17 protein-coding genes, 3 tRNA genes and 4 rRNA genes are annotated in these 25649 nt (G+C 46.8%); 19 read left to right on the top strand and 5 right to left on the bottom strand.

Translation table 11 applies throughout. The features are described from left to right. Positions 1-69 precede the first annotated feature (69 nt). Complete coding sequence (gene lpxB, locus ABD031_RS05070) at positions 70-1176, top strand: lipid-A-disaccharide synthase (RefSeq protein ID WP_343849088.1); 1107 nt, start codon at positions 70-72, stop codon at positions 1174-1176. 73 nt (positions 1177-1249) lie between these two features. Then, positions 1250-1897: a DMP19 family protein gene (locus ABD031_RS05075; RefSeq protein ID WP_343849090.1), complete on the top strand. Its 648-nt coding sequence runs from the start codon at positions 1250-1252 to the stop codon at positions 1895-1897. 230 nt (positions 1898-2127) lie between these two features. On the opposite strand, the gene clpX is transcribed toward ABD031_RS05075, so the two are convergent. From clpX to ABD031_RS05095, 4 genes are all read right to left on the bottom strand, one after another. Then, positions 2128-3354 carry an ATP-dependent Clp protease ATP-binding subunit ClpX gene (gene clpX, locus ABD031_RS05080; protein WP_343849092.1) on the bottom strand — a complete coding sequence of 409 codons (1227 nt, stop codon included), beginning with the start codon at positions 3352-3354 and terminating at the stop codon, positions 2128-2130. Positions 3355-3356: 2 nt separating this feature from the next. Continuing rightward, on the bottom strand, positions 3357-4028 hold the full coding sequence (locus ABD031_RS05085) for a ClpP family protease (RefSeq protein ID WP_343849094.1): 672 nt from the start codon (positions 4026-4028) through the stop codon (positions 3357-3359). 76 nt (positions 4029-4104) lie between these two features. Next, a complete protein-coding gene (gene tig / locus ABD031_RS05090) occupies positions 4105-5433 on the bottom strand; it encodes a trigger factor (protein ID WP_343849096.1) in 1329 nt (442 codons plus the stop codon). An 84-nt stretch (positions 5434-5517) separates the two neighbouring features. Next, positions 5518-5599 (bottom strand) — tRNA-Leu (locus ABD031_RS05095). 167 nt (positions 5600-5766) lie between these two features. Here ABD031_RS05095 and ABD031_RS05100 point away from each other — a divergent pair. From ABD031_RS05100 to rrf (ABD031_RS05180), 17 genes are all read left to right on the top strand, one after another. Then, entirely contained in the window at positions 5767-7983 is a 2217-nt protein-coding gene (locus ABD031_RS05100) for a RelA/SpoT family protein (RefSeq protein WP_343849098.1), read from the top strand. A 50-nt stretch (positions 7984-8033) separates the two neighbouring features. Next, positions 8034-8522 carry a Fur family transcriptional regulator gene (locus ABD031_RS05105; RefSeq protein WP_343849100.1) on the top strand — a complete coding sequence of 163 codons (489 nt, stop codon included), beginning with the start codon at positions 8034-8036 and terminating at the stop codon, positions 8520-8522. Further along, positions 8506-8847 carry an STAS domain-containing protein gene (locus tag ABD031_RS05110; protein WP_343849102.1) on the top strand — a complete coding sequence of 114 codons (342 nt, stop codon included), beginning with the start codon at positions 8506-8508 and terminating at the stop codon, positions 8845-8847. Before ABD031_RS05105 ends, ABD031_RS05110 begins: the two co-directional genes overlap by 17 nt. A 141-nt stretch (positions 8848-8988) precedes the next feature. Then, a complete protein-coding gene (locus ABD031_RS05115; RefSeq protein WP_343849104.1) occupies positions 8989-10260 on the top strand; it encodes an adenylosuccinate synthase in 1272 nt (423 codons plus the stop codon). 103 nt (positions 10261-10363) lie between these two features. After that, positions 10364-12709: a PKD domain-containing protein gene (locus ABD031_RS05120; protein WP_343849106.1), complete on the top strand. Its 2346-nt coding sequence runs from the start codon at positions 10364-10366 to the stop codon at positions 12707-12709. Beyond that, positions 12706-13725 (top strand): PorP/SprF family type IX secretion system membrane protein, encoded by a 1020-nt coding sequence (locus ABD031_RS05125; RefSeq protein WP_343849108.1) that lies wholly within the window; start codon positions 12706-12708, stop codon positions 13723-13725. The genes ABD031_RS05120 and ABD031_RS05125 overlap by 4 nt, the downstream gene beginning before the upstream one ends. 321 nt (positions 13726-14046) lie before the next feature. Continuing rightward, the gene (locus tag ABD031_RS05130; RefSeq protein ID WP_343849110.1) at positions 14047-15627 is read left to right on the top strand and encodes an acyl-CoA carboxylase subunit beta; all 1581 of its coding nucleotides are present in this window, start codon (positions 14047-14049) and stop codon (positions 15625-15627) included. A 37-nt stretch (positions 15628-15664) separates the two neighbouring features. Continuing rightward, positions 15665-16729: a M42 family metallopeptidase gene (locus ABD031_RS05135; RefSeq protein WP_343849112.1), complete on the top strand. Its 1065-nt coding sequence runs from the start codon at positions 15665-15667 to the stop codon at positions 16727-16729. Between the two features lie 80 nt (positions 16730-16809). Beyond that, complete coding sequence (locus ABD031_RS05140; RefSeq protein WP_343849114.1) at positions 16810-17568, top strand: ABC transporter substrate-binding protein; 759 nt, start codon at positions 16810-16812, stop codon at positions 17566-17568. A gap of 237 nt (positions 17569-17805) precedes the next feature. Next, on the top strand, positions 17806-18567 hold the full coding sequence (locus tag ABD031_RS05145; protein WP_343849116.1) for a 3-keto-disaccharide hydrolase: 762 nt from the start codon (positions 17806-17808) through the stop codon (positions 18565-18567). A 13-nt stretch (positions 18568-18580) separates the two neighbouring features. Next, positions 18581-19177, top strand: a complete 597-nt coding sequence (locus tag ABD031_RS05150) for a 3-keto-disaccharide hydrolase (protein ID WP_343849117.1) — start codon at positions 18581-18583, stop codon at positions 19175-19177. 502 nt (positions 19178-19679) lie between these two features. Next, positions 19680-21203: ribosomal RNA gene (locus tag ABD031_RS05155) — 16S ribosomal RNA — on the top strand. 165 nt (positions 21204-21368) lie between these two features. Beyond that, positions 21369-21442, top strand: a tRNA-Ile gene (locus ABD031_RS05160). 16 nt (positions 21443-21458) lie between these two features. Further along, positions 21459-21532, top strand: a tRNA-Ala gene (locus ABD031_RS05165). A gap of 113 nt (positions 21533-21645) precedes the next feature. Further along, positions 21646-24519 (top strand): 23S ribosomal RNA (locus ABD031_RS05170). Positions 24520-24623: 104 nt separating this feature from the next. Continuing rightward, positions 24624-24735, top strand: a 5S ribosomal RNA gene (rrf, locus tag ABD031_RS05175). A 175-nt stretch (positions 24736-24910) separates the two neighbouring features. Next, positions 24911-25022: ribosomal RNA gene (rrf, locus tag ABD031_RS05180) — 5S ribosomal RNA — on the top strand. The 16S, 23S and 5S rRNA genes sit together here with 2 tRNA genes alongside, the layout of an rRNA operon. Before the next feature lie 74 nt (positions 25023-25096). Here rrf (ABD031_RS05180) and ABD031_RS05185 read toward each other — a convergent pair. Beyond that, on the bottom strand, positions 25097-25582 hold the full coding sequence (locus tag ABD031_RS05185) for a DUF1569 domain-containing protein (protein ID WP_343849119.1): 486 nt from the start codon (positions 25580-25582) through the stop codon (positions 25097-25099). Between the last annotated feature and the right edge of the window lie 67 nt (positions 25583-25649).

Raw genomic sequence — 25649 nt, forward strand, 5'->3', positions numbered from 1 at the left:
TTAAAATTTAGAATGAAAAGTAGGTCGAAAAGCCTACTTTTATTTTTTTGAAAAAAACAAAGGACTTAATTGAGAAAAATCTATATCATTTCTGGTGAACGCTCGGGAGATCTTCATGCCTCCAATCTGATTTTGGCATTGAAGGGTCAAAATCCATCGCTTCAGTTTCGGGGTATGGGAGGGAGCTATTCCAAAGAGGCTGGAGTTGAGCTGGCAGTAGATTATTCAGATGTTGCCCTGATGGGCTTTTTGGAAGTGGTTTTGGGCTTTCGCAAAGTAATTAAATACCTCAGCCTAGTAAAGAAAGACCTGTTGGTCTTTCGACCTGATGCGCTGATTCTGGTGGATTACGGCGGATTTAACATGAAGATCGGAGCTTTTGCCAAGGAAAACGGAATACCGGTACACTATTATATTCCTCCAAAAGTATGGGCTTGGAATCAAAAACGGGCGTTGAAGCTGAAGGCTTTTTGCGATCAGGTCTATTCAATCCTTCCATTTGAGACGCATTTTTTCCAAAAGTTTGACTTGAAAGTCCACTATGTCGGGAATCCGCTTCTGGATGAGATTAGGAAGTTTAAGCCACATGATTTTTTCTTCCAAAAGAACGAACTGAGTTATAAACCGATCATTGCCTTGCTTCCTGGCAGCAGAAAGCAAGAACTAGCCGCGATGCTGGACAAGATGATTTCCCTAGTCAAGGAGTTTCCCAACGCACAATTCGTCATTGCTGGAATAGATAGTCTGCCAGAGTCTACCTATGCGCCTGCACGAAAGGCTGGTTTGAAGGTGGTGCTCAATCAGACCTATGACCTGCTTAGCCACGCTACGGCTGCGATTGTGACGTCTGGTACGGCTACGCTTGAGACAGCGCTGTTTAGAGTTCCTCAAATCGTAGTTTATCGGACTTCGTCGATTTCATATCTGATCGCCAAAAATCTGATCCGTGTTCCATACATCTCTTTGGTGAATCTCATTGCGGAAAAGGAAGTGGTGAAGGAACTGATTCAAGATGACTTTTCGGTGGACAAGATTAGGACCGAACTCAACCTGATTTTTTCAAACGTGGTATATAAGGGGGAAATGTTGCAAGGCTATGACTTGGTCAGGGAAAGAATCGGAGAGGAGTCTGCCTCAGGTAAGACGGCTGCGTTGATTCTGAATTCCTTGAGATAGTTTTCCTTTTTGCCTTTCCTGCCTTTGATTCGGATCCGCTGTTGAGTTGGGGGCGAGGCAAAAGAAGATGCCAATGACAAAAATAGTATTAGCGATGGGGATAGTTTCGACAATTTTTAACTTGTTTGGTTGCTCGGGACGGCCCAAGCATGAAAACGCCCAGCAAGCGACTGAGATCGATATTCAGATTGCAAGGTCTCTTGAAGCGTTTAAAAACAGACCGATTCATAAGGAATTGACCATGGAAATTATAGAGTCTACTCCTGAGAATGAATTATTGCAGGTGATCTTTGATAATCTCTCCACGAAAGTGCCAGACAGTTACGATAAAGAATATGAAACCGTAATGGCATGGAATAGATCGAGACAAGCAATCTATTTGATTTGGCTGTTGGAGGGACAGGTAAATAACGGGGGCTACAATCAATTCTACTTCAACTCAAGTGGACAGTTTTACAAGCAAGTACCTGATGTGCTAAAACTTGTCGGGGCGAACAAATTTGCCGAACTGACCGAACGAGCGAACATGATTTTTGAAGATGACAACCAAGAAATCACAAAGCATCAAGACGGAACCATGGAAGGATTTATGAAATCCTATGACGGTAATCCATTAAATGACTTGGACGATGAATTCTACGCGCTTTATCAATTGGAGAATTTGCAACAACTGCAAATAGACTTCATTCGAAAAAATAAATGTGACTTTGCTAACACGTAAAAGACGCCAATACTGCTGATAGAGCATATATGTTAGACGGTCAAACGGCTGTCGAAAGATTTTAGCTTCGTCTTCAACCTTACTCGCTGTGGAAAGGTAAAGTCCTTCCAAACAGGGCTAAGCCATACAGCGAATAGCGTTGATATTTTTGCTGACTTCGCTTCTAATCTTCTTGGTCAAACCGGGCTAAAAAATAAACCCTGCCTCGATTTGAAGCAGGGTTTTTGATCTTAGGCGACCTGAAGTCGCTTGAATTTCGATTTTTCAAATTTGGATCTGGCATATTCTTCGTCGATAATCAATTCTTTGATCGAGTCATCGGATGGCAGCTCATACATCGCATCTGTGATGATCGCTTCGCAAATTGACCGAAGTCCACGAGCGCCAAGTTTGTATTCGACGGCTTTGTCGACGATAAAGTCTAAGGCACTGTCTTCAAACTTGAGCGAGACTCCTTCCATATTCAAAAGCTTGGTGTACTGTTTTACCAGAGCGTTTTTGGGTTCAGTCAGGATCTGCTTCAAGGCATCCTTGTGCAGTGGATCCAAGTAGGTCAAAACCGGCAGTCGTCCGATAAGTTCTGGAATCAACCCAAAAGCCTTCAAATCTGGAGCGGTCACGTACTGAAGCAGGTTTTCACGATCCGCCTCAGGGGTATCGCTGGTTTTGCTGAACCCCATCGGCTGGGTGTTCATTCGCTTGCCAATATGTCTGGCGATTCCGTCAAAGGCTCCACCACAGATAAAGAGAATGTTTTCTGTGTTGACAGTGATCATCTTTTGATCCGGATGCTTGCGTCCACCTTGCGGAGGGACGTTGACCATAGTTCCTTCGAGAAGCTTGAGCATCGCCTGCTGTACGCCTTCGCCACTCACGTCACGGGTGATGGATGGGTTGTCGGATTTGCGGGCGATCTTGTCGAGTTCATCGATGTATACGATGCCTCGCTCCGCCGCTTCGACATTGTAATCCGCCGACTGGAGCAGTCGGGTCAGGATGCTTTCGACATCCTCACCTACATAGCCTGCCTCTGTCAGCACGGTCGCATCAGCGATGCAGAAAGGAACTTCGAGGATTTTTGCAAGTGTTTTCGCCAAGTAGGTTTTACCGGTACCGGTATCTCCCACCATGATGATGTTGGACTTTTCAATTTTAATATCATCATGATCGTCTTTCTGTTGAAGACGCTTGTAATGGTTGTACACCGCCACGGTCAACACTTTCTTTGCTTCTTGCTGGCCAATCACATATTGATCCAGATAGGAGGTCAACTCCTTCGGCTTCTTGAGTTTGAACTTTGGTTTAGCGGAGCCTGGTTTCTTGGTTTTTTCTTCCTCACCCAGAATCATATGCGCCTGGTCGATGCAGAAGTTGCAGATATGGGCGGAAATGCCCGATACCATAAGATCTACATCTTTCTTATTTCTGCCACAGAAGGAGCAGGTTACTTGAGCCATGCTTATACTTTTTTAACTAATACTTCGTCGATGAGGCCGTATTCTTTGGCCTCCTGAGCCTTTAACCAGTAGTCGCGATCAGAGTCTCGGTCAATTTCTTCATAGGTCTTGCCTGTGTGGTTGGCAAGGATTTGATACAATTCCTCTCTCATCGACAGGATGAGTTTTAGGGAAATTTCCATGTCTCTGGACTGTCCCTGCATCCCGCCGGAAGGCTGGTGAATCATCACTCGGGAATGCTTAAGCGCAGATCGTTTGTTTTTGGCACCACCAGCCAACAGTACGGCCCCCATAGATGCGGCGATTCCCGTGCAGATTGTGGCTACATCTGGACCGATGTACTGCATGGTGTCGTAGATTCCCAGGCCTGCTGTCACTGATCCGCCCGGGCTGTTGACATAGAGTAGTACGTCTTTCTTGGCATCTACAGATTCCAGGAAAAGCAACTGCGCCACGATGATATTGGCGATGTGGTCGTCGATACCTGTACCCAAGAAAATAATCCTGTCCATGATCAATCGGGAAAATACGTCGATCTCGCGGAAGTTTTGCGGTCTTTCTTCAATCACAGAGCGAGTCATGTTTTCGATATGCTGGGTGTATTGGTCAAAAGCCGTTCCGCTGACGCCCTGATTGTGAATGGCGTATTTTCTGAATTCTTCTTTGTTAATCATTTTTGAGTTTGTTGTGGTAACAAAAATAAAAAAGTCCTTTAAAAAAGGACTTTTCAATATAACTCTCTAAATCGATTTACTTCTCTAAAAGTTCCTTGAATTCGTCTATGGAAATTGCCTTTTCTGTAAGGCTTATTTTCTCCTGAGCGAATGCGAGTACTTTTTCATTCTGCACCGAGGTCAACATGTTCATGTAGTTCTGACCCTCGTTTCCTTTCAGGTAGTTGTCTACAAACATATCCATGCTCGCTTCCAGTTGAGAACCCAGACCTGAAGACGCAAATTGCTCACGAACCATCTCTTGAGTTTTTGCGATCACATCAGCATGCTCAGCTTGGATTTTGTGTTCTTTGGCAATCTCGTTAGAGATCAATGACCAAGTTAATTGTTTCGCGTAGATCGGGTACTCATTTTCGACATCCGCCTCGGTCACTTTTCCTTCGTTTGCTTTGAGCAACCACTCTTTTAGAAAAGTGTCAGGCAGGTCAAGTTTTGCATTCTCAACCAAGACTTTCTTCAGTTCTTCTTCGGTGAAAACTTTAGATTCTCGGTTGTAGCTTTCCTGAAGGGTTTCCTTCACTTTGGCAATGAATTCTTCTTCAGATTTTACGCTGTCAGGACCAAAGATCTTGTCGAAAAACTCTTGATTCAACTCTGCGTCTTCGGTTCTGTTGATATTTTTTACAGTGAAAGTAAATGTGCCGGTAGCTTCGGAAATCTCTTCATCAGTCAATCCGAATGCTTCAGACCACTCTTCTTTCTGCACTTCAGCAGCTTGGAATTCTACCACCGCTTCTTTGCTTAGCCCAATGAATTTCGCAGCAAGTTCCTTGTTCAAGCCTTCGAGTGGAAGTGCAAGTGTCTTTTGGAATTCACCTTCTGCCGCCTTCAAGTCGCCATAGACACTATCTTTGGCTTCACTTACTTCTGGATTGGTGCTGTTGCCGTATTGTGATTTTAAGTTGTCAATGGTCTCATTGATCAGCTTATCGTCTACTTCGATGGAATACTTGATGGCTTTGGTGGAGTCGTCCAATGCAACAGATACGCCGTCGACAAATCCGATTTTGTATTCGAAGTCAAAAGTTTTTTGGGTTTTCCAGTCAATAGAATTGTCTTCTTTTTCAACAGGAAGGGGTTCGCCTAGGATTCTAAAAGTTTGCTCTTTTAGGTAACTGTTCAGTGATTCACCTAGAATAGCATTGATTTCATCCACCAAAATCGAAACACCATACATGCCTTTCACCATGGAGATCGGAGCTTTGCCCGGTCGAAACCCTTTGATGGCTGCTTTTTTGGCGTAGTCCTTGAGTTTGGCATCAACCTTTGGTTGATAATCTGCTTCGTTTAGCGTAATTTTAATTGAAGCTTGATTTGCTGAATGCTTGTCTAATGTGATTTCCAAGGTGTATAAAATTAAACCGATGATGAACTAAAAACCCCCAATCTCTTTCCTGCTAAACAGTGGAGTGATTGAGGGCTTGTAATGTGCGGATAGAGGGACTCGAACCCCCATGCCTCGCGGCGCTAGATCCTAAGTCTAGTGCGTCTACCAATTTCGCCACATCCGCATTGGACCCAACCAGACCGAGATTATTTCATTAAATGATCTCGTTTTCCGATTGTGGATGCAAAGGTAGATACATATTTTAATTTTTAACAAATCCCTGAAAAAATATTTCCAAAAAATGTGGAATGATTTAATCCCTGTCCCAATTTTGAATAAAATTCCACCCTTATGATCCCTGTGGACATCGAAGAAGAGCGAAAGGAAATACTAAAAAGATATCGAAAGTTACTCAAGCAGGCCAAGCCGATTTTGAAGCAGGGTGATACCGCGATGATCAAAAAGGCTTTCAACATCTCGCTGGAGGCACACAAAGATATGCGCAGGAAGTCTGGCGAACCCTATATCTACCATCCGCTAGAAGTGGCGCTAATCTGCGTGGAGGAGATAGGGCTCGGTACTACCTCTATCATTGCTGCATTGCTGCACGACGTGGTAGAGGATACCGATCTGGAGCTGGAAGATATCGAGCGAGAGTTTGGCCACAAGGTCATGACGATCATCGATGGGCTAACCAAGATCTCTGGCGTCTTTGAGTATGGGAGCTCCCAGCAGGCCGAAAACTTTCGAAAGATGCTTTTGACACTTTCGGATGACGTACGGGTGATCTTGATCAAGCTGGCTGATAGGCTGAACAATATGCGGACGCTGTCGAGTATGCCCCGTCATAAGCAGCTGAAGATCGCCTCGGAAACCATGTACCTTTATGCGCCGCTTGCGCATCGACTCGGGTTGTATATTATCAAGTCTGAATTGGAGGACTTGCACCTCAAGTTTACCGATACGGACACGTATAAGGAGATCGTCCAGAAGATAAACGAGTCCAAAAGCTATCGGAATAAATTCATCAAGATTTTCGTTCAGCCTATTGAGGAGGAGCTGGCCAAGCAAGGATTCAAGTTTGCGGTCAAGGGGCGTCCGAAGTCGGTCTTTTCCATCTACAACAAGATGAAAAAACAGAACATCCCCTTTGAGGAGGTCTATGATCTGTTTGCAATTCGAATCATCCTGGACAGTAAGCTGGAAAACGAGAAGGCTGATTGCTGGCAGGTATATTCGATTGTGACAGACTTCTATCGACCCAATCCTGACCGACTCCGCGACTGGATCAGCACACCCAGATCCAACGGCTACGAGTCTCTTCACACCACCGTGATGAGTAACACCGGCCAGTGGGTAGAAGTACAGATCCGGACAGCCAGGATGGACGAAATCGCCGAGCGGGGCTATGCCGCTCACTGGAAGTATAAAGATCGGGATTACACCGGCAAGGGTCCCTCTGGATTGGACGATTGGATCGGGCAGGTGCGAGCAATCTTGGAGTCCAACGATGGGAACGCCATCGAATTCATGGATGATTTCAGGGGAAACCTGTTTCACGACGAAGTGTTTGTTTTTACTCCCAAAGGAGACCTGAAAGTGTTGCCAGTGGGATCAACGGCATTGGATTTTGCGTTTGAAATCCACACCGAGATCGGCGCGAAATGTATCGGTGCCAAAGTCAACCAGAAATTGGTACCAATCAGCCATAAACTGAAAAATGGGGACCAAGTCGAGATTCTGACGTCTGGCAAGCAAAAGCCTACCGAAGACTGGCTGAGCAACGTCGTCACCTCAAGGGCCAAAGCGAAGATCAAAGATGCGCTCCGCGAGGAAAAGAAATCGGCGATCGTGGATGGAAGAGAGATTGTCCAACGCAAGCTCAAGGCGATGAAGATGGATTTTACCTCCGAAAGAGTCGAACAACTTCGGGCCTATTTTGAGTTGAAGACAGCCAATGAGTTCTACTATCGGGTAGGGAAGGGGATCATCGACCCGACCTCGATTAAGGCATTCAAGGACTTTAAGGAGATTCAGAAGTCCAAAAGTAAGGGCAGCGAGAAAGTTAAAGACGAGTCTTCTTTTACTAAAGAAATAAAGAACATCAAAGGCTCTGAGCACGATCAGCTGCTGATCGGGGAAGACATGGACGTGGTGGATTATATTTTGGCTAAGTGTTGCAATCCCATCCCGGGCGATGATGTGTTTGGCTTTGTGACAATCAATGAGGGAATCAAAATCCATCGGACTTCCTGTCCCAATGCCTTGGAATTGTTGTCTAATCACGGAAATAGAGTGATCAAAGCTCGATGGACCAGCCAAAAGGAGATTGCATTCCTAGCAGGGCTCAACATCCTCGGGACCGACCGAGTGGGCTTGATCAACGATGTCACCAAAGTAATCTCCAACGAACTGAAAGTGAATATGCGGTCAATCACCGTGGATTCTGACGCGGGGATATTTGAAGGAGCGATCAAACTGTATGTGCACAGCACCGAGCATTTGGATCATTTGATCAAAAATCTCTTACAAGTGGAGGGTATCATCAAGGTCTCCCGTTTCGATTGATGGAATCATTTATAGGGGACAAAAGTTATATTTGAAAAAAAACGCAGAAAATGCCTTTGAATACCGCACATTTCGAAGAGGTCAAAAAGATATTTACCGCATATCTGGAAAACCAAAAACTCCGAAAAACTCCAGAGCGCTATGCGATCTTGGAAGAAATCTATAGCCGGTCCGGACATTTTGATGTAGAGGGTCTCTATATCAGCATGAAAAACAAAAATTACCGGGTCAGCCGCGCCACTGTTTACAATACCCTCGACCTACTCGTGGAATGTGATTTGGTGACCAAGCATCAATTTGGTAAAAACCTGGCCCAATTCGAGAAATCCTACGGCTACAAGCAACACGACCACATGATCTGCGTGGAGTGTGGCAAAGTGTATGAGTTCTGTGATCCCCGCATCCAGAATATTCAAAATACGGTTGGGGAAATATTGAATTTTAAAGTTCTGCATCATTCCCTCATGCTGTATGGACAGTGTAATAACGGCGACTGCAAAACCCAGAAAACAGAAGTACAGGATGAAATTAAATTATAAAACGAGCAAGGACGACAAAGCCCACTATTTGGCTATTGAGGGTGATTTGATCGGAGACGAAGTCGGTCCAAAATTGGTCGAAGTAGTGTCCGACGCGATCCAAGAGGGAGGACGAACCTTTGTCATTGACCTGAGTGAGGTGCGATACATTAGTTCCAGCGGCATCGGACTATTGATTACTATGCTGACCAAAATGCGGAATGTCGGCGGTGAGGTTTATTTGACCTCTCCCTCTGAGCATGTCAAAAAACTCCTCATCATCACCAAACTCAACAATATTTTCACGGTCTATGATTCGGTGGAAGAGTTTAAAACCAAGAACTGAAGCCAGCGCTCCTGCAAACACTTTTTAGCTTTTTTGGAAAAGTGCTGAGATAATAAATAGATTGTTTCCCTTGGTTTTCTATGCCCTTATCGCAAATTTCGCCATTTAAAAACTCAAAAATTAGCTTAGACTGCACTTCAAATGAAGATGGATGTATTGCTGGGTCTCCAATGGGGAGATGAAGGAAAAGGTAAGATTGTTGACGTATTAGCCCCTCAATATGAGGTTGTTGCTAGATTTCAAGGAGGTCCGAATGCAGGTCACACCTTAGAATTTGACGGGATTAAGCACGTCCTTCATCAGATTCCCTCTGGAATTTTCAGACCTCAGATCCTTAATATTATTGGCAACGGAGTTGTACTTGACCCAATCATTCTCAAGAAAGAGATCGAAGGGCTGGCCAAGTTCTCGATCGATTACCATAAAAACATGGTGGTTTCCAAGAAGGCCACCATCATCATTCCTACGCATAAACTTTTGGACGCGGCCTACGAGCAGTCCAAGGGAGACAAGAAAATCGGATCTACGCTTAAAGGTATCGGGCCAACCTACCAAGACAAGATCGGTCGTTCGGCACTTCGCGTAGGTGACATCCTCAGCCCAGACTTTCGGGAGAAATATCAGGTGTTGGTAGAAAAGCATAAAACCACGCTTTCATTCTATAACTTTCCAATTGAAAAACTGGAAGAAATGGAAGGCCAGTTCTTCGAGGCCGTGGAATTTGTCAAGTCACTCAATCTCATTGACAGCGAATATGTAGTTAATGACGCCTTGAAGGCCCACAAGCGAATCCTGGCCGAAGGGGCGCAGGGATCCTTGCTAGATGTGGATTTCGGAAGTTATCCATTCGTCACCAGCAGCACGACCATGACTGCGGGAGCTTGTACGGGTTTGGGGGTTTCTCCTTCCAAAATCGGTGAGGTCTTCGGGATTTTCAAAGCCTATTGCACCCGAGTGGGTAGTGGGCCTTTTCCAACCGAGCTTTTCGATGCCACAGGTGAAGCGATGCGCAAAGAAGGCAATGAGTTTGGAAGCACCACAGGACGTCCTCGCAGATGTGGCTGGTTGGATCTTCCGGCTTTGAAATATTCTATCATGATCAATGGTGTCACGCAGCTCTTTATGATGAAGGCTGACGTGCTGAATATTTTTGAAGAAATCAAGGTTTGTACGGACTATCAACTTCCAAATGGAGAGAAGATCGATCGACTGAGCTTCGAGATCACGGACACAGAGGTAACTCCTGTTTATAAAACGATGAAGGGCTGGCATTGCTCCTTGGCTGATGTTCGGTCATACGACGAATTTCCTGTCGAACTGAAAGAATACGTCGCCTTTTTGGAATCCGCGTTGAACGTGCCGATCAAGCTCGTTTCAGTAGGGCCAGATCGAGTTCAGACCATATTGAGATAGTACTTTCGAGTAGATTGTTTGAGAAGCTCCCGAGGTTAGGCTTCGGGAGCTTTTTGTTTTTTAGGATTCTAGTCAGTTTATTTAAGAAACCAAATAACCTGTCTTGAATCGATTTCACTGCGTAGTACTTCTTTTGTTTTTTGCCCTGCTTACTACACGATCTGTAGGTCAGGTGGGCTTCCCCTATTGTGAATCTTTTCAATCGGACAATACGACGGCCAATACTGTTTCTGGTGGTGGCATATCCTTGGTCAGGGGCGCGGCTCTTCAGCTGACACATAGCCAAAATGACCTGAAAGGATACATTTACATTGATTTTCCGTTTTCTTCTCTATATGGGATCAAAGTGGAATTTGAATACATGATGTACGGAGGGACGGGGGGAGACGGACTTACTGTTTTTTTGTTCGATGCGGATGTGAGCAATTTTGCCCCTGGAGGATTTGGAGGTTCATTGGGCTACGCTCAGCGAAATGGACAACCTGGATTAACGGGTGCATATTTGGGTTTGGGTTTCGATGCCTTCGGCAATTTCAGCAACACGGCCGAGGGCAAGGTTGGAGGTTTTTTGGGAGGCTCATCGGCACTTTTTCCAAATAGTATTACGCTAAGAAAAGGAGGAAGCGGGGTCTCGGGCTATGACTATGTGATTGGTAGAATGACCCAAAATCCTCCAGCGGGAGCGGAGGATCTCGCTCTTGATGTGCAATATCGTTTCCCTCTAAGTTCGGGTGGGCCAGGTACACAGCGTGTGACCGATCCTAATGCGGTGGGCTATCGCAAGGTGTTTCTCGAATTGGAGCCACATCCAACAGGCGTCGGTTACCTGGTGAAATTGGAGATGGAAGTGACGACGGAGGCTGGAAAACCGAGGCTGGTCACGATTTTCCCGGGAAATGCTTTTCCATATCCAGCTCCCCAAAATCTCAAGATCGGATTTGCGGCGTCTACTGGCGGATCGACTAATTTTCATGAGATACGAAATCTGATCGTACAGGTCTCTGCCGACGAGGCTCTTCAAACTCCAGAATCAATCGATATCAGTGATCTCACCTCCTGTGCGGGGCAGGAAAATCAATTCTACATTCCAGAAGAAGGTATTTTACTTCCTAATGAAAATAGTGTGATGCGGTGCCTGCAGTTGTATGCCTCGGCCGAGGAAATCGAAGCAGGGGAGGGGGATGTCTGCCAGCAGGCTAGATGTCTGGAGCAAAACCGCGTGCTGGTGCTGCCAGAGGGGACTTTCACTGCGGGAGACGAGCCGGATAATTTTGCCTTTTTTCCCAACGAAGACTATATCGGTGAGGAAGTGACCATCTACTATACGCTCACCGATAGCTATGGGAAGACTTCCAGTGGGAATTCGATTACCATTAAGATCGAGGAGTCCCCCGAGCCGATCCGCCTCTTGGTCGCTGGTCAAAGTGAACCTGTGGACAAAATGGAGATCTGTGCAGGGGAGTCGGTGGACTTAGAGGGGATTGGCAATGAGGTCTATGAGCGCTATGAATGGTACAAAGACGGGGAACTGCTAGCAGGATCAGTAGAGGCGACCTATACCGCGAGTGAGGAGGGAGTATATGAAATCCTAGGATACAATAGAAAAAACTGCCCTGTGACGAGTAACCAAGTCAAAATTGAATTGCCAGATCTTCCTGAGATCGAGATCGAATCTCCCATCGTAGGCTGCGTACCAGGCCAGACCTTAGATATCACTGCCGAAATCACGGGATACGACACCGCGCGCTATGATTACCAGCTTACGGGAATGGGACGGACGTTTACCAATGATGAATTGAAATCCGTGGGGCAATCGGGAGAATATGAATTTCGGGTCAAACGGAAATCTTTGGATTGCTATTCCGAAGCAATGTTAATAGAAGTGTTTGTTCAAGAAGCAGAGTTGACGATAGATTTTGACTTTGGAGTCAAAGGTTCTGGGGTAAAAGATGAGACAGGTGGGGGAGTTTTTCCAGATGACGAGATTCAATTCAAGGACCTTTCCGACAAAAGTGCAGTAGAATGGGAATGGAATTTTGGAGGCGGCGGAACTTCGCAGGCTAAGAACCCGACTCATGTTTTTGGAAAAAAAGGCGATTTCGAAGTGGAACTTATCATCACCGATCAATACGGTTGTCAGGAGCGTTTAGTCAAATCGGTCTCTGTAACCCGAAGTTACCGATTGATGGTGCCAACAGGATTCACCCCGGGAAAGGAGCAAAACGCTACCTTTTTGCCCAAGCACAAAGGATTGGTTCAGTTCGAGCTGTTGATTTTTAATATGTGGGGAGAATTGATATTCAGGTCTGAGGATTTGCAAACTATCGGTTGGGACGGAACACTGGAAGGAAAGCTGCAGGATGCCGGCGTGTATGTCTATCGAGTCAATGGGCTGGCTACCGACGGGGAAAAAGTAAAGGACAGTGGTAAATTCAGACTGATCCGATGAGAAAGGTCCGACTGCTCCTGCTTTTTCTTATAGGGAATACAGCGCTTTTTGCGCAGGATATCCAGTACAGTCAATACTACGCAAACCCGATTTATCTAAATCCTGCCTTTACAGGGAGCACCGGGTTGACCAGGGCTGGAGTCAATTTCAGGAATCAATGGCCTGCGATGGACGCGAGTTTTGTGGCCTACACCGCATATTTTGATCATTACGATGAGCGGATTAACTCTGGCTTTGGCCTTATAATACAGGGCGCACAAGAGTCTTTTACGCAGACCAGTCTAAATGAAATCGGCTTGACGTATTCGTATCGACTTAAGCTGAGCGAGAAAAATTACGTCCAGGCAGGTGTTCAGGGAAGCTTCGTGGCCCGGGACGCACTCTTTGATCGGGTGATTTTAGGGACGCAGTTGAACATCGATACTGGTCAGATACTGGGCGAGCCGGGAGATTCCTTTGAGGGCGACAGTCAGATCAGGTCAGCCGATGCGCACGCCGGACTCTTATACTATGGGGAGAAAGCTTGGTTTGGTGTATCGGTTTCCCATTTGTTGGAGCCGGAGATCAGCTATTTGGCTGACGATACCAATCAGCTTCCGATGAAGTACTCCCTGCATGGGGGCTATAGGCTGAACTTGGCTGCCGGAGATATCAATGATTTTTTTAACAATACAGATCAGGAGCGCACATTGACCTTGGGATTCAATTACAAAAAGCAAGGGGGTTTTTCTCAACTAGACCTTGGAGCAGAGTTTTTCTTCGAACCTCTGGTGTTGGGGATGTGGTATCGGGGTCTGCCTACCAAGTATACCCTGCCTAATAATGAAGCTTTGATTTTTTTGTTGGGGATCAATCTGTCAGCAGGCATTGATCTGGGATATAGTTTTGATTACCCTATTTCAAAACTTGGATTGGGGTCATCTGGGGGAGCTCATGAAATGTCTGTGAGGTATGTTTTTCTCTCCAAGCATGCAAAACAGCGCTACTACTCCAATCCGGCCTTCTTTAAGTATTGAGTTTTTGGTAAATATTGAAATTATATTTTGTTTTCGTGGGTTTTTAATAGAGTAGTTGGAATTAAATATCTAATTTTTCGAGAAAAGAGATTTAAAATTTCCCTGATCATTTTCAGGGAGTTAGGAAAAAGGGTGATAATTTTTGGAGTTGGGTATTGTTGGGGAGAAAAAANGAATATCGTGCCTGAAAAGTTCTGTTTTCTTATTTGGAAAATTGCTAACGGGCGAAAATCCGAAAATAGGAGCTCCCATAACTTTTCTGTTTTTCACGTTTTCAATTCCCGGTTCGGACTATATTTGGTCAGGATAAAAAAATCTAAAATGTCTGAACTGTATAAACCCGAGACCTTGCCCGACAGCGCGGAAAAATTCACACTGCTTAAAAAGAAAAATGCAGAAGCACAACTCGGTGGTGGGGAAGCCCGAATCGCAGCTCAGCATAAGAAAGGCAAGCTTTCGGCACGGGAGCGGGTAGAATTGCTGATGGATGAAGGGACATTTGAGGAAATTGACCGCTTTGTAATGCATCGATCCAAGGACTTTGGTCTGGATAAAGAGCACTATCTGGGAGACGGAGTCATCACTGGCTACGGCGAGATCAACGGAAGACTTGTTTATGTTTTCTCCCAGGATTTCACGGTTTTCGGAGGATCTCTTTCGGAAACCCACGCGGAGAAGATCTGCAAAATCATGGATATGGCCATGAAAAATGGTGCGCCGGTGATTGGCTTGAATGATTCCGGTGGAGCAAGAATCCAAGAAGGGGTGAATTCCCTCGGCGGCTACGCCGATATTTTCTACAGGAATACTCTTGCTTCTGGCGTGATCCCCCAGATTTCAGCTATCATGGGGCCTTGTGCGGGCGGGGCGGTTTATTCTCCGGCGATCACTGACTTTGTTTTGATGGTGGAAAACACCTCCTATATGTTTGTGACGGGGCCAAACGTGGTGAAGACAGTCACTCAAGAATCAGTCACTGCCGAAGAGTTGGGAGGTGCATCGGCGCACAGCACCAAGTCTGGAGTGACCCATTTTGCCTGCGCCAACGAACTCGAAGCGATCCAACACATCAAACGATTACTAAGTTACATTCCTCAAAACTGTGAAGACACGGCGCCGGTGTATGCTTACGAATTGAAGAAAGACGAAACCAGAAAAATCCTCGATACGATCATTCCGGAAAATCCCAATCATCCCTACGACATCCGCGATGTGGTGAGAGGGATTGTGGATGAAGAATCTTTCTTGGAAGTACATGAAAATTATGCCGACAATATCGTGGTTGGTTTTGCGAGAATCGCCGGACGAAGCATTGGAATTGTGGGCAATCAACCTCAGTCGATGGCTGGCGTGTTGGACAACAATGCCTCGGTCAAAGCCGCGCGCTTTGTGAGATTTTGCGACAGCTTCAATGTACCGCTGTTGGTGTTGGTCGATGTGCCCGGGTTCCTGCCTGGGACAGATCAGGAATGGAACGGGATCATTACTAACGGAGCAAAGCTGTTGTATGCTTTTTCGGAGGCGACGGTTCCGAGAATTACCGTGATCACCAGAAAAGCGTATGGCGGAGCTTATGACGTCATGAACTCCAAGCATATCGGAGCAGATCTGAACTATGCCTGGCCGACGGCTGAGATTGCCGTGATGGGAGCAAAAGGTGCTGCGGAGATTATTTTCAAAAGGGAAATAGCTGAAGCTGCAGATCCCGAAGCAAAACTTCGGGAAAAAGTCGATGAATACACTGCCAAATTTGCTAACCCTTATCGGGCTGCTCATCGGGGATTTATCGATGAGGTGATTTATCCTTCCGAAACCCGCACCAAACTCATCAAAGCCTTCAAAATGCTCGAAAATAAAGTGGATAAATTGCCGAGGAAGAAGCATGGGAACATTCCACTTTAACTCAAAATTTTAAATTCATAATTCTCAAATCAAGAAAATGGCTTCGAACACCTTTCTATATAAATATCTAAACAACGCTTCTCCCACAGGCTTTGAAGCGTCTGGCCAGCAGATTTGGCTCGATTATATCCGTCCATTTGTGGACAGCTATTTCACGGACAACTATGGGACGGCCGTCGGGGTGATCAATCCGGAGGCGGAATACAAAGTAGTCATCGAAGCACATGCAGATGAGATCAGCTGGTTTGTCAACTACATCAAAGACGACGGGTACATCTATGTGCGCCGAAATGGCGGCTCGGATCACATGATCGCGCCTTCCATGCGGGTGAATATCCACACTGATGGTGGAATTGTCCCAGGAGTTTTCGGCTGGCCGGCGATCCATGTGAGAAAAGAAGGAAAAGAAGACGCGCCTACACTGGACAATATCTTCATCGACGTGGGAGCTCGCTCAAAAGCAGAGGTGGAGGAAATGGGGATTCACGTCGGCTGTGTGATTACTTTCAAAGATGAACTCACGGAACTGAATGGGAAATTCTACTCAGGACGTGCCCTTGACAATAGGATCGGCGGCTACATGATTGCTGAGGTTGCCCGCAAGATCAAAGAGTCTGGAGCGCAGTTTCCTTTTGGACTCTATATAGTAAATGCGGTTCAAGAGGAAATCGGACTTCGAGGTGCGCAAATGATCGCTGCCAAAATCAAACCGAACGTTGCGATCATCACAGACGTCTGCCACGACACCACAGCGCCGCTCTATAATAAGGTGACGAGTGGAGATCAGACTGCCGGCAAAGGCCCAGTCTTAACCTACGGTGCGTCGGTACATAAGAAGTTGCTTGAGTTGATCATTGCCACGGCCCAAAAGAGTGAAATCCCTTTCCAACGCTCAGCTGCTTCACGAGTGACTGGCACCGACACGGATGCGTTTGCCTATTCCAATGAAGGCGTGCCTTCTGCACTGATTTCACTTCCACTGAAATACATGCATACAACGGTCGAAACCGCCAGTAAGGATGACATCGAACAGGTGATCAACTTGATGTTCGAGTTTTTGAAGGATTTTGATCCAAGTTTTGATTTCAGATACATCAGTTAAAGATAATTGGGTTACTAGTTGTTGGGGGGGGCGAGGAATACCACTTTCCGATAACTGGTAACTAAAAACCGATACTCCAAATGTTCTTTACCGACCATCTTTGCCGTTCAGTTTTTCTCCCAAAACCACCCCGGCGAATTATCTCTTTGGTTCCGTCGCAGACAGAGCTCTTGGTGGATTTGGGCTTGGAGGAGCAAATCGTCGGAGTGACCAGGTTTTGCGTGCGTCCTTCTCAGCTTCGGAAGAGTAAAACCATCGTAGGTGGAACTAAGAATTACCGATTTGATGTAATCGAGGGTTTAGAGCCCGATCTTATCATTGGAAACAAGGAAGAGAACGATCAAGAAGGGATTGAAAGACTGGCTAAAATCTACCCGGTTTGGATGAGCGATATTTTTGATCTCAATGATTCCCTTCTGATGATTGCTGATTTTGGAAGAATCACTGGAACGGAAATTAAGGCGTCAGAGATTGTTGCTCAAATTGAAACTTCCCTAGCACAGGGAACCCCATATAAAGGGACTTGTGTTTACTTGATTTGGGACAATCCCAAAATGACTGTTGGGAAAAACACTTTTATCGACTCGATGCTTGCTTTAGCAGGCTTCGAAAACCTCATCCAAACTGAGCGCTATCCCGAGATCGGCGAAGAGGAATTAATTCGGCTTTCTCCTAACTTCGTTCTTTTGAGTTCAGAGCCCTTTCCTTTCAGGGAAAAACATAGAAAGGCTTTCCAGAAGATTTTGCCAGAGTCCAGGATTCTCTTGGTCGATGGAGAGATGTTCTCTTGGTATGGGAGTCGACTTTTGTATGCAATGGACTATTTCAATAGATTATAAAGAAAGCCAGAGAATGATTTCCTTTTCCACTTGTAAAAATTAAACTTTGTATTGAGTACTTTTATAAAAAATTCAATTAACTTTTAGGCTCAAAATTAGTGGGCCTTTTTTTGCGAAGAAAGTAAAACCAGAAAGCTCTTGTATCAAATTAAGACAGGTGGCATTGTGAATTTGAATTCTGGGCATTTTTTCGACAAATAATAAGCCCCCATTAAACATGAAACTACCTTAAACACTATGAAGAAAAGTTCGATCGCCTTAGCAGCTATGCTGGCTTTGGCCTGGGCATGTAGCCCAAAAACAACCGAGGAAACAGCCGACGCCACTGAGGATGTGGTAGTCATTTCGGACAACTCGCTGTCCGAAGAAGAAAAAGGTTCCGGCTGGATGCTCCTGTTCGATGGGACAAACACGGATGGTTGGAGAGCTTTCAACGGAGATAGTTTTCCTTCGGACGGCTGGACTGTGGAGGACGGCGCTTTGAAAGCATTGGGTAAAGGCGGAGATATCGGAGGAGACATCGTTTTTGCTCCGATGGAATTTGAGCAGTTCGAGATGGAGTGGACTTGGAAGATTGCTCCGGGCGGCAATAGTGGTGTGCTCTACCATGTGGTAGAGGGTCCAAAGTATAAAGCACCCTACGAGACTGGGCCGGAATATCAGATGATCGATCAATTAGGTTTCCCTGATCCGTTGGAGAAATGGCAGTCAATAGGCGCCGATTATGCGATGACTGAACCAGATTACGAAGGAGTGGTGAAGCCGGCAGGCGAGTGGAATACGTCCAAAATTATTTTTTCCGAGAAGGGCTCAAGCTATTACTTGAATGGAAAGAAGACGGTTGAGTTCATTCCATACTCCGAAGCATGGGTTACTGCGCGTAATTCTGGTAAGTGGAACGAGTTTCCTGATTATGCGATTTCAAAATCTGGTTTGATTTCACTTCAGGATCATGGCGCAGAGACTTGGTTCAAGAATATTAAAATTAGACCTCTTTAAAAATAACCTATTTATGAAAAAATTAGTAATCGTTGGGCTTTTGCTTTTGGTAGCCCAGGTAACCTTTGCCCAAAAGAAGAAAAAGCTGTTTAATGGAAAAGATCTCACCGGTTGGGTGATCTATGGAAGCGAAAAATGGTACGTGGAAGATGGCTTGTTGATTTCTGAAAGTGGCCCAGACAAAGGTTATGGATATCTGGGAACCGAGGAGCATTTCGAAGACTTCGAAATCAACCTTGAGTTCAAACAAGAGGCGAATGGCAATAGTGGCGTTTTTATCCGATCTACGGTAGATGGTACCAAAGTTTCGGGTTGGCAAGTAGAGGTGGCTCCTCCTGGCCATGATACTGGTGGAATCTATGAGTCTTACGGAAGAGGCTGGTTGGTGAAGCCTGATCCAGAAAAGGACAAAGCCTTGAAATTCGGCGAATGGAACAAGATGAAGATTGTGGTCAAAGGAGGGAATGTCACTTCTTACTTGAATGGAGTAGAAATGGTAAACTTCACCGATGCTAAAATAGCCGAAGGAAAAGGAGGCGTTTGTTTGCAGATCCATGACGGCGGCGGGATTAAAGTCTACTGGAAAAACATTGTTCTGAAAGAACTGTAATTGCCAAAACATTCGATAGAAAACGCCTTGGGAACTCAATTCCCAAGGCGTTTTTATTTGATTTAAAATTTCCCTGATCATTTTCAGGGAGTTAGGAAAAAGGGTGATAATTTTTGGAGTTGGGTATTGTTGGGGAGAAAAAAAGGGGGATATTTGCACTCCCAATCGAGGCGAACGGCTGAGAGGGATATTGGAATCGGGGGTTGGGATGGTTGTAAAAAGGCCGAATCGAGGCAGCTGGGGCGGAAAAAAATTAAAATTATTTTTCAATCCGAGTTGTAAATGGAAAAGATTCACTTACCTTTGCATCCCGGTTCGCAAGGAACGGAAGGCAGAAAGATTAAAACAGACGAAAGGCGGGGATTGAGCCCTGGTTTTTGACAGACCGGCCAAATGAGGTCGGACAAGTTCTTTGAAGTGTTGTAAGATGAGAATAGCCTGAGGAAACGACAGGCGATGTTGGGAAGCTTAGGCGCCCGGCATCGGATAAGAATGATAATTTACAATGGAGAGTTTGATCCTGGCTCAGGATGAACGCTAGCGGCAGGCCTAATACATGCAAGTCGAGCGGCAAGTCGAGGAGTAATCTGAGACCTAGAGCGGCGTACGGGTGCGTAACGCGTATGCAACCTACCTCATACAGGGGGATAGCCCGGAGAAATCTGGATTAATACCCCATGGCACAGCACAAGGGCATCTGCGAGCTGTTAAAGATTCATCGGTATGAGATGGGCATGCGTCTGATTAGCTAGTTGGCGGTGTAACGGACCACCAAGGCGACGATCAGTAGGGGTTCTGAGAGGAAGGTCCCCCACACTGGCACTGAGATACGGGCCAGACTCCTACGGGAGGCAGCAGTAGGGAATATTGGGCAATGGACGAGAGTCTGACCCAGCCATGCCGCGTGCAGGAAGACGGCGTTCTGCGTTGTAAACTGCTTTTATCTGGGAAGAAAAAGTCCATGCGTGGAAAATTGCCGGTACCAGATGAATAAGCACCGGCTAACTCCGTGCCAGCAGCCGCGGTAATACGGAGGGTGCAAGCGTTGTCCGGATTTATTGGGTTTAAAGGGTGCGTAGGCGGCTCTTTAAGTCAGTGGTGAAAGACCCCGGCTCAACCGGGGCAGTGCCATTGATACTGGGGAGCTTGAGTGTTGGAGGGGTACATGGAATTGATGGTGTAGCGGTGAAATGCATAGATACCATCAGGAACACCGATAGCGAAGGCATTGTACTGGCCAACAACTGACGCTGAGGCACGAAAGCATGGGTAGCGAACAGGATTAGATACCCTGGTAGTCCATGCCGTAAACGATGATTACTCGCTGTTATGCCGTAGGGTGTAGCGGCCAAGCGAAAGCGTTAAGTAATCCACCTGGGGAGTACGCCGGCAACGGTGAAACTCAAAGGAATTGACGGGGGTCCGCACAAGCGGTGGAGCATGTGGTTTAATTCGATGATACGCGAGGAACCTTACCTGGGCTAGAATGTGAGGGAATGTATTGGAGACAGTACAGTCAGCAATGACCCGAAACAAGGTGCTGCATGGCCGTCGTCAGCTCGTGCCGTGAGGTGTTGGGTTAAGTCCCGCAACGAGCGCAACCCCTATGTTTAGTTGCCAGCACGTAATGGTGGGGACTCTAGACAGACTGCCTGTGCAAACAGAGAGGAAGGAGGGGACGACGTCAGGTCATCATGGCCCTTACGCCCAGGGCGACACACGTGCTACAATGGCGCATACAGCGGGTAGCTACCTGGCAACAGGATGCCAACCTCTAAAAGTGCGTCTCAGTTCGGATTGGGGTCTGCAACTCGACCCCATGAAGCTGGAATCGCTAGTAATCGCGCATCAGCCATGGCGCGGTGAATACGTTCCCGGACCTTGTACACACCGCCCGTCAAGCCATGGAAGTCGGGTAGACCTGAAGGCGGTAACCGTTGAGGAGCCGTTTAGGGTAGAACCGGTAACTGGGGCTAAGTCGTAACAAGGTAGCCGTACCGGAAGGTGCGGCTGGAACACCTCCTTTCTGGAAAGAAACCTGTCACTCAGGTTCTCACTTACACACTTCACACTTCCCTCGATAGGAGGGGACAAGTTCATTGACATATTGAAGTAGAAATTGTAACAGAAGTTTTGAGCGATCAAGACAGAGTAGAAGTAAGTGATTAAGGGCGCANAGATATTTTGAGTCGGGCTTGTAGCTCAGGTGGTTAGAGCGCTACACTGATAATGTAGAGGTCCGTGGTTCGAGTCCACGCAAGCCCACAATTTCAACTATTTCGGGGGATTAGCTCAGCTGGCTAGAGCACCTGCCTTGCACGCAGGGGGTCAACGGTTCGAATCCGTTATCCTCCACTTTGCCAAAATGGTCTTATACCATTTCATTTCTCCATAAGTGGAGAATTAAGTTCATTGACATATTGAAGTAGAAATTGTAACAGAAGTTTTGAGCGATCAAGACAGAGTAGAAGTAAGTGATTAAGGGCGCACGGGGGATGCCTAGGCTCTCAGAGGCGAGGAAGGACGTGATAAGCTGCGAAAAGCCACGGGGATCGGCCAATACGAATTGATCCGTGGATGTCCGAATGGGGCAACCCAGCCAGCAATGGTTATTCCGCAAGGAAAGCGAACGTGGGGAACTGAAACATCTAAGTACCCATAGGAGGAGAAAATAACAATGATTCCGTAAGTAGTGGCGAGCGAACGCGGATTAGCCCAAACCGTACCTGTTACGGCAGGTACGGGGTTGTAGGACCTGTATAATCGAGCACAATCCGACGAGAACTGCGTGGGAAAGCAGACCGAAGGGGGTGAGAGTCCCGTATTGGAAGGATTGTGGTCGAGACGGGTATCCTGAGTAGGTCGGGACCGGAGAAATCCCGATTGAAGCTGCCGGCACCATCCGGTAAGGCTAAATACTCCTGAGAGACCGATAGTGAACGAGTACCGTGAGGGAAAGGTGAAAAGTACTCCGAATAGGAGGGTGAAATAGAACCTGAAACCGTGCGCTTACAAGCGGTCGGAGCCAAGTGATTTGGTGACGGCGTGCCTTTTGCATAATGAGCCTACGAGTTACTCCTCTCTGGCAAGGGTAAGGCATTCAGTGCCGTACCCGGAGCGAAAGCGAGTCTGAAAGGGCGTCTGAGTCAGAGGGGGTAGACGCGAAACTTAGTGATCTACCCATGGCCAGGTTGAAGGTTGGGTAAAACCAACTGGAGGACCGAACCGATAAGCGTTGAAAAGCTTCCGGATGAGCTGTGGGTAGGGGTGAAAGGCTAATCAAACTAAGAAATAGCTCGTACTCCCCGAAATGTTTTTAGGAACAGCGTCGGGAATTGTATGACGGAGGTAGAGCTACCGATAGGACTAGGGGGAGTCACATCCTACCAAATCCTGACGAACTCCGAATGCCGTCATACAGAACCGGCAGTGAGGGCTGGGGTGCTAAGGTCCCAGTCCGAGAGGGAAAGAACCCAGACCTTCCGCTAAGGTCCCCAAATCTAGATTAAGTTGAACAAAGGTGGTCCAGTTGCAGAGACAGCCAGGAGGTTAGCTTGGAAGCAGCTATTCCTTTAAAGAGTGCGTAACAGCTCACTGGTCGAGCGACAGGGCGTCGATAATAATCGGGCATCAAATCTAGTACCGAAGCGAAGGATTCGATCCAGCAATGGACGAGTGGTAGGGGAGCATTCCAACGACGGCGAAGGTATCCTGTAAGGGGTGCTGGAGTTTTTGGAAAAGCAAATGTAGGCATAAGTAACGATAAGGCGGGCGAGAAACCCGCCCACCGTAAGACCCAGGTTTCCTGATCAACGTTAATCGGATCAGGGTTAGTCGGGACCTAACGCGAACCCGAGAGGGGTAGTGGATGGACAATGGGTTAATATTCCCATACTGGTTATACAGGCAATGGAGTGACGGAGTGATGAAAGATCCGCCCGGTGACGGAATACCGGGTTAAAGGCAGTAGGTATTGGACCCATAGTTAAATGCGTGGGTTTAGCCGAAGCTGATAGTACTGAGCGTTTTCGGACAATCAGATAGTGATCCTAAGGGCTTCCAAGAAAAACTTCTAGCGCTAAGCGTATAGTCACCCGTACCGCAAACCGACACAGGTGGTCGAGGAGAGAATCCTAAGGTGCTCGAGTGAATCATGGTTAAGGAACTCGGCAAAATGGCCCTGTAACTTCGGGAGAAGGGGCGCCCCCGGTGACGGGGGCCGCAGTGAAGAGGCCCAGGCGACTGTTTAACAAAAACACATGGCTTTGCAAAGTTTCAAGACTAAGTATAAGGCCTGACACCTGCCCGGTGCTGGAAGGTTAAGAGGGGATGTTATCGCAAGAGACGCATTGAATCGAAGCCCCAGTAAACGGCGGCCGTAACTATAACGGTCCTAAGGTAGCGAAATTCCTTGTCGGGTAAGTTCCGACCTGCACGAATGGTGTAACGATCTGGGCGCTGTCTCAACCATGAGCTCGGTGAAATTGTAGTCGCGGTGAAGATGCCGCGTACCCGCAACGGGACGGAAAGACCCCATGCACCTTTACTGCAGCTTAGTATTGGTACTGGACAAATGATGTGTAGGATAGGTGGGAGACTGTGAAGCGGGTTCGCCAGGATCTGTGGAGTCACTGTTGAAATACCACCCTTTGTTTGTTTGGTATCTAACCCCGTATGGGGGACATTGCTTGGTGGGTAGTTTGACTGGGGTGGTCGCCTCCAAAAGGATAACGGAGGCTTCCAAAGGTTCCCTCAGTACGCTTGGTAACCGTACGAGGAGTGCAATAGCATAAGGGAGCTTGACTGTAAGGCCGACAAGCCGAGCAGGGTGGAAACACGGGTATAGTGATCCGGCGGTTTTGAATGGAAGAGCCGTCGCTCAAAGGATAAAAGGTACGCTGGGGATAACAGGCTGATCTCCCCCAAGAGCTCATATCGACGGGGAGGTTTGGCACCTCGATGTCGGCTCGTCACATCCTGGGGCTGGAGAAGGTCCCAAGGGTTCGGCTGTTCGCCGATTAAAGTGGCACGCGAGCTGGGTTCAGAACGTCGTGAGACAGTTCGGTCCCTATCTGTTGCGGGCGTGGGAAGTTTGCGAGGACCTGACCTTAGTACGAGAGGACCGGGTTGGACTGACCGCTGGTGTACCGGTTGTGATGCCAATTGCATTGCCGGGTAGCTACGTCGGGAAGAGATAAGCGCTGAAAGCATCTAAGTGCGAAACTCCCCTCAAGATGAGACTTCCATATAGGGCCGTCAGAGACGATGACGTTGATAGGCTATAGGTGTAAAGGCAGCAATGTCATAGCCGAGTAGTACTAATTGCCCAAAAACTTACCTACCCTCAGTTACAATTTCTACCGATATGTGTTAAAAAGAGTCTGGAGACCGGAGACGGAAGACAGAAGAAGAACTTACCAGATTAGGATGTCACAGACATCAAGATTTAGGCGGCCTAGCGCAGGGGTCCCACCTCTTCCCATCCCGAACAGAGAAGTTAAGCCCTGCAGCGCCGATGGTACTGGGGTTACACCCGGGAGAGTAGGTCGCCGCCACATTATTCAAAGCCCTTTGGTTCACTCCAATGGGCTTTTTGCTACAAATTCTCTTACAATCGATTGGAAAAGCCAAACGAGAGATATAATATATTAGAAGATAGAAACAAGAGACGAGAATAGAGAAGGATACTTCTCCATTTGATTCTAAGCTTTTGGATCTGAAAATCTTCAAGATTTAGGCGGCCTAGCGCAGGGGTCCCACCTCTTCCCATCCCGAACAGAGAAGTTAAGCCCTGCAGCGCCGATGGTACTGGGGTTACACCCGGGAGAGTAGGTCGCCGCCATATTATTCAAAGCCAGCTCTTTTCAGCTGGCTTTTTTGCGTTTACAGAATCTTTGTTATTTGTATACGATGCTGGCGTTATTGCCAGATCCTAAACTGTTCGAAATGATGTTTGAAATGCTTAGGGTGAAATCTTTCCCATTCGGCATAGGTCAATTTTCCAAACCTTGGATGGACGGACTTCGCGTGGGGATCGGCAGCAAAGAACTCATGATAAGCCAAAACACTGGCCATGAGCTGCTTTTTTGCTTCAGCTAGATCAGCACTTCTCAAGGGCATCAGTTCACCCGCATTCATACCTGGCGCGAGTATTCCTTTTGGGAACTCTAAAGGCGTATCCAAGAGCGCTTTCTTTTGAAGGTGTTGTTTTTCATTCAGTTCAAATTCAGGGATTTTAATCCGGTTGTAGGAGATTTTGACAGTGATAGTGAGATGCTCGACCATGTGGTGTGGGGTCATTATCCCAAACTTTGCCGGAGTATCTACCGTCAGATTTTCCAGACATTTTTCAATCTGCGTGATGTTCATAAACGAGTCTTTGGATTTAAGGTATAAAACATTCATGAATAGGGGAAATTCACCCGCAGCCATGAAAGTCGTAAAAGGAGTTACCACAACTTATTTACGACAT

Source organism: Algoriphagus jejuensis (assembly GCF_039523455.1).
GTDB lineage: Bacteria > Bacteroidota > Bacteroidia > Cytophagales > Cyclobacteriaceae > Algoriphagus > Algoriphagus jejuensis.

Excerpts from the sequence above, each read along its gene's own strand:
- ABD031_RS05075 (WP_343849090.1), top strand. The coding sequence starts at position 1,250 with ATGACAAAAATAGTATTAGCGATGGGGATAGTTTCGACAATTTTTAAC.
- clpX (WP_343849092.1), bottom strand. The coding sequence starts at position 3,354 with ATGGCTCAAGTAACCTGCTCCTTCTGTGGCAGAAATAAGAAAGATGTA.
- ABD031_RS05085 (WP_343849094.1), bottom strand. The coding sequence starts at position 4,028 with ATGATTAACAAAGAAGAATTCAGAAAATACGCCATTCACAATCAGGGC.
- ABD031_RS05100 (WP_343849098.1), top strand. The coding sequence starts at position 5,767 with ATGATCCCTGTGGACATCGAAGAAGAGCGAAAGGAAATACTAAAAAGA.
- ABD031_RS05105 (WP_343849100.1), top strand. The coding sequence starts at position 8,034 with ATGCCTTTGAATACCGCACATTTCGAAGAGGTCAAAAAGATATTTACC.
- ABD031_RS05110 (WP_343849102.1), top strand. The coding sequence starts at position 8,506 with ATGAAATTAAATTATAAAACGAGCAAGGACGACAAAGCCCACTATTTG.
- ABD031_RS05115 (WP_343849104.1), top strand. The coding sequence starts at position 8,989 with ATGAAGATGGATGTATTGCTGGGTCTCCAATGGGGAGATGAAGGAAAA.
- ABD031_RS05125 (WP_343849108.1), top strand. The coding sequence starts at position 12,706 with ATGAGAAAGGTCCGACTGCTCCTGCTTTTTCTTATAGGGAATACAGCG.
- ABD031_RS05130 (WP_343849110.1), top strand. The coding sequence starts at position 14,047 with ATGTCTGAACTGTATAAACCCGAGACCTTGCCCGACAGCGCGGAAAAA.
- ABD031_RS05135 (WP_343849112.1), top strand. The coding sequence starts at position 15,665 with ATGGCTTCGAACACCTTTCTATATAAATATCTAAACAACGCTTCTCCC.
- ABD031_RS05140 (WP_343849114.1), top strand. The coding sequence starts at position 16,810 with ATGTTCTTTACCGACCATCTTTGCCGTTCAGTTTTTCTCCCAAAACCA.
- ABD031_RS05145 (WP_343849116.1), top strand. The coding sequence starts at position 17,806 with ATGAAGAAAAGTTCGATCGCCTTAGCAGCTATGCTGGCTTTGGCCTGG.
- ABD031_RS05150 (WP_343849117.1), top strand. The coding sequence starts at position 18,581 with ATGAAAAAATTAGTAATCGTTGGGCTTTTGCTTTTGGTAGCCCAGGTA.
- ABD031_RS05185 (WP_343849119.1), bottom strand. The coding sequence starts at position 25,582 with ATGAATGTTTTATACCTTAAATCCAAAGACTCGTTTATGAACATCACG.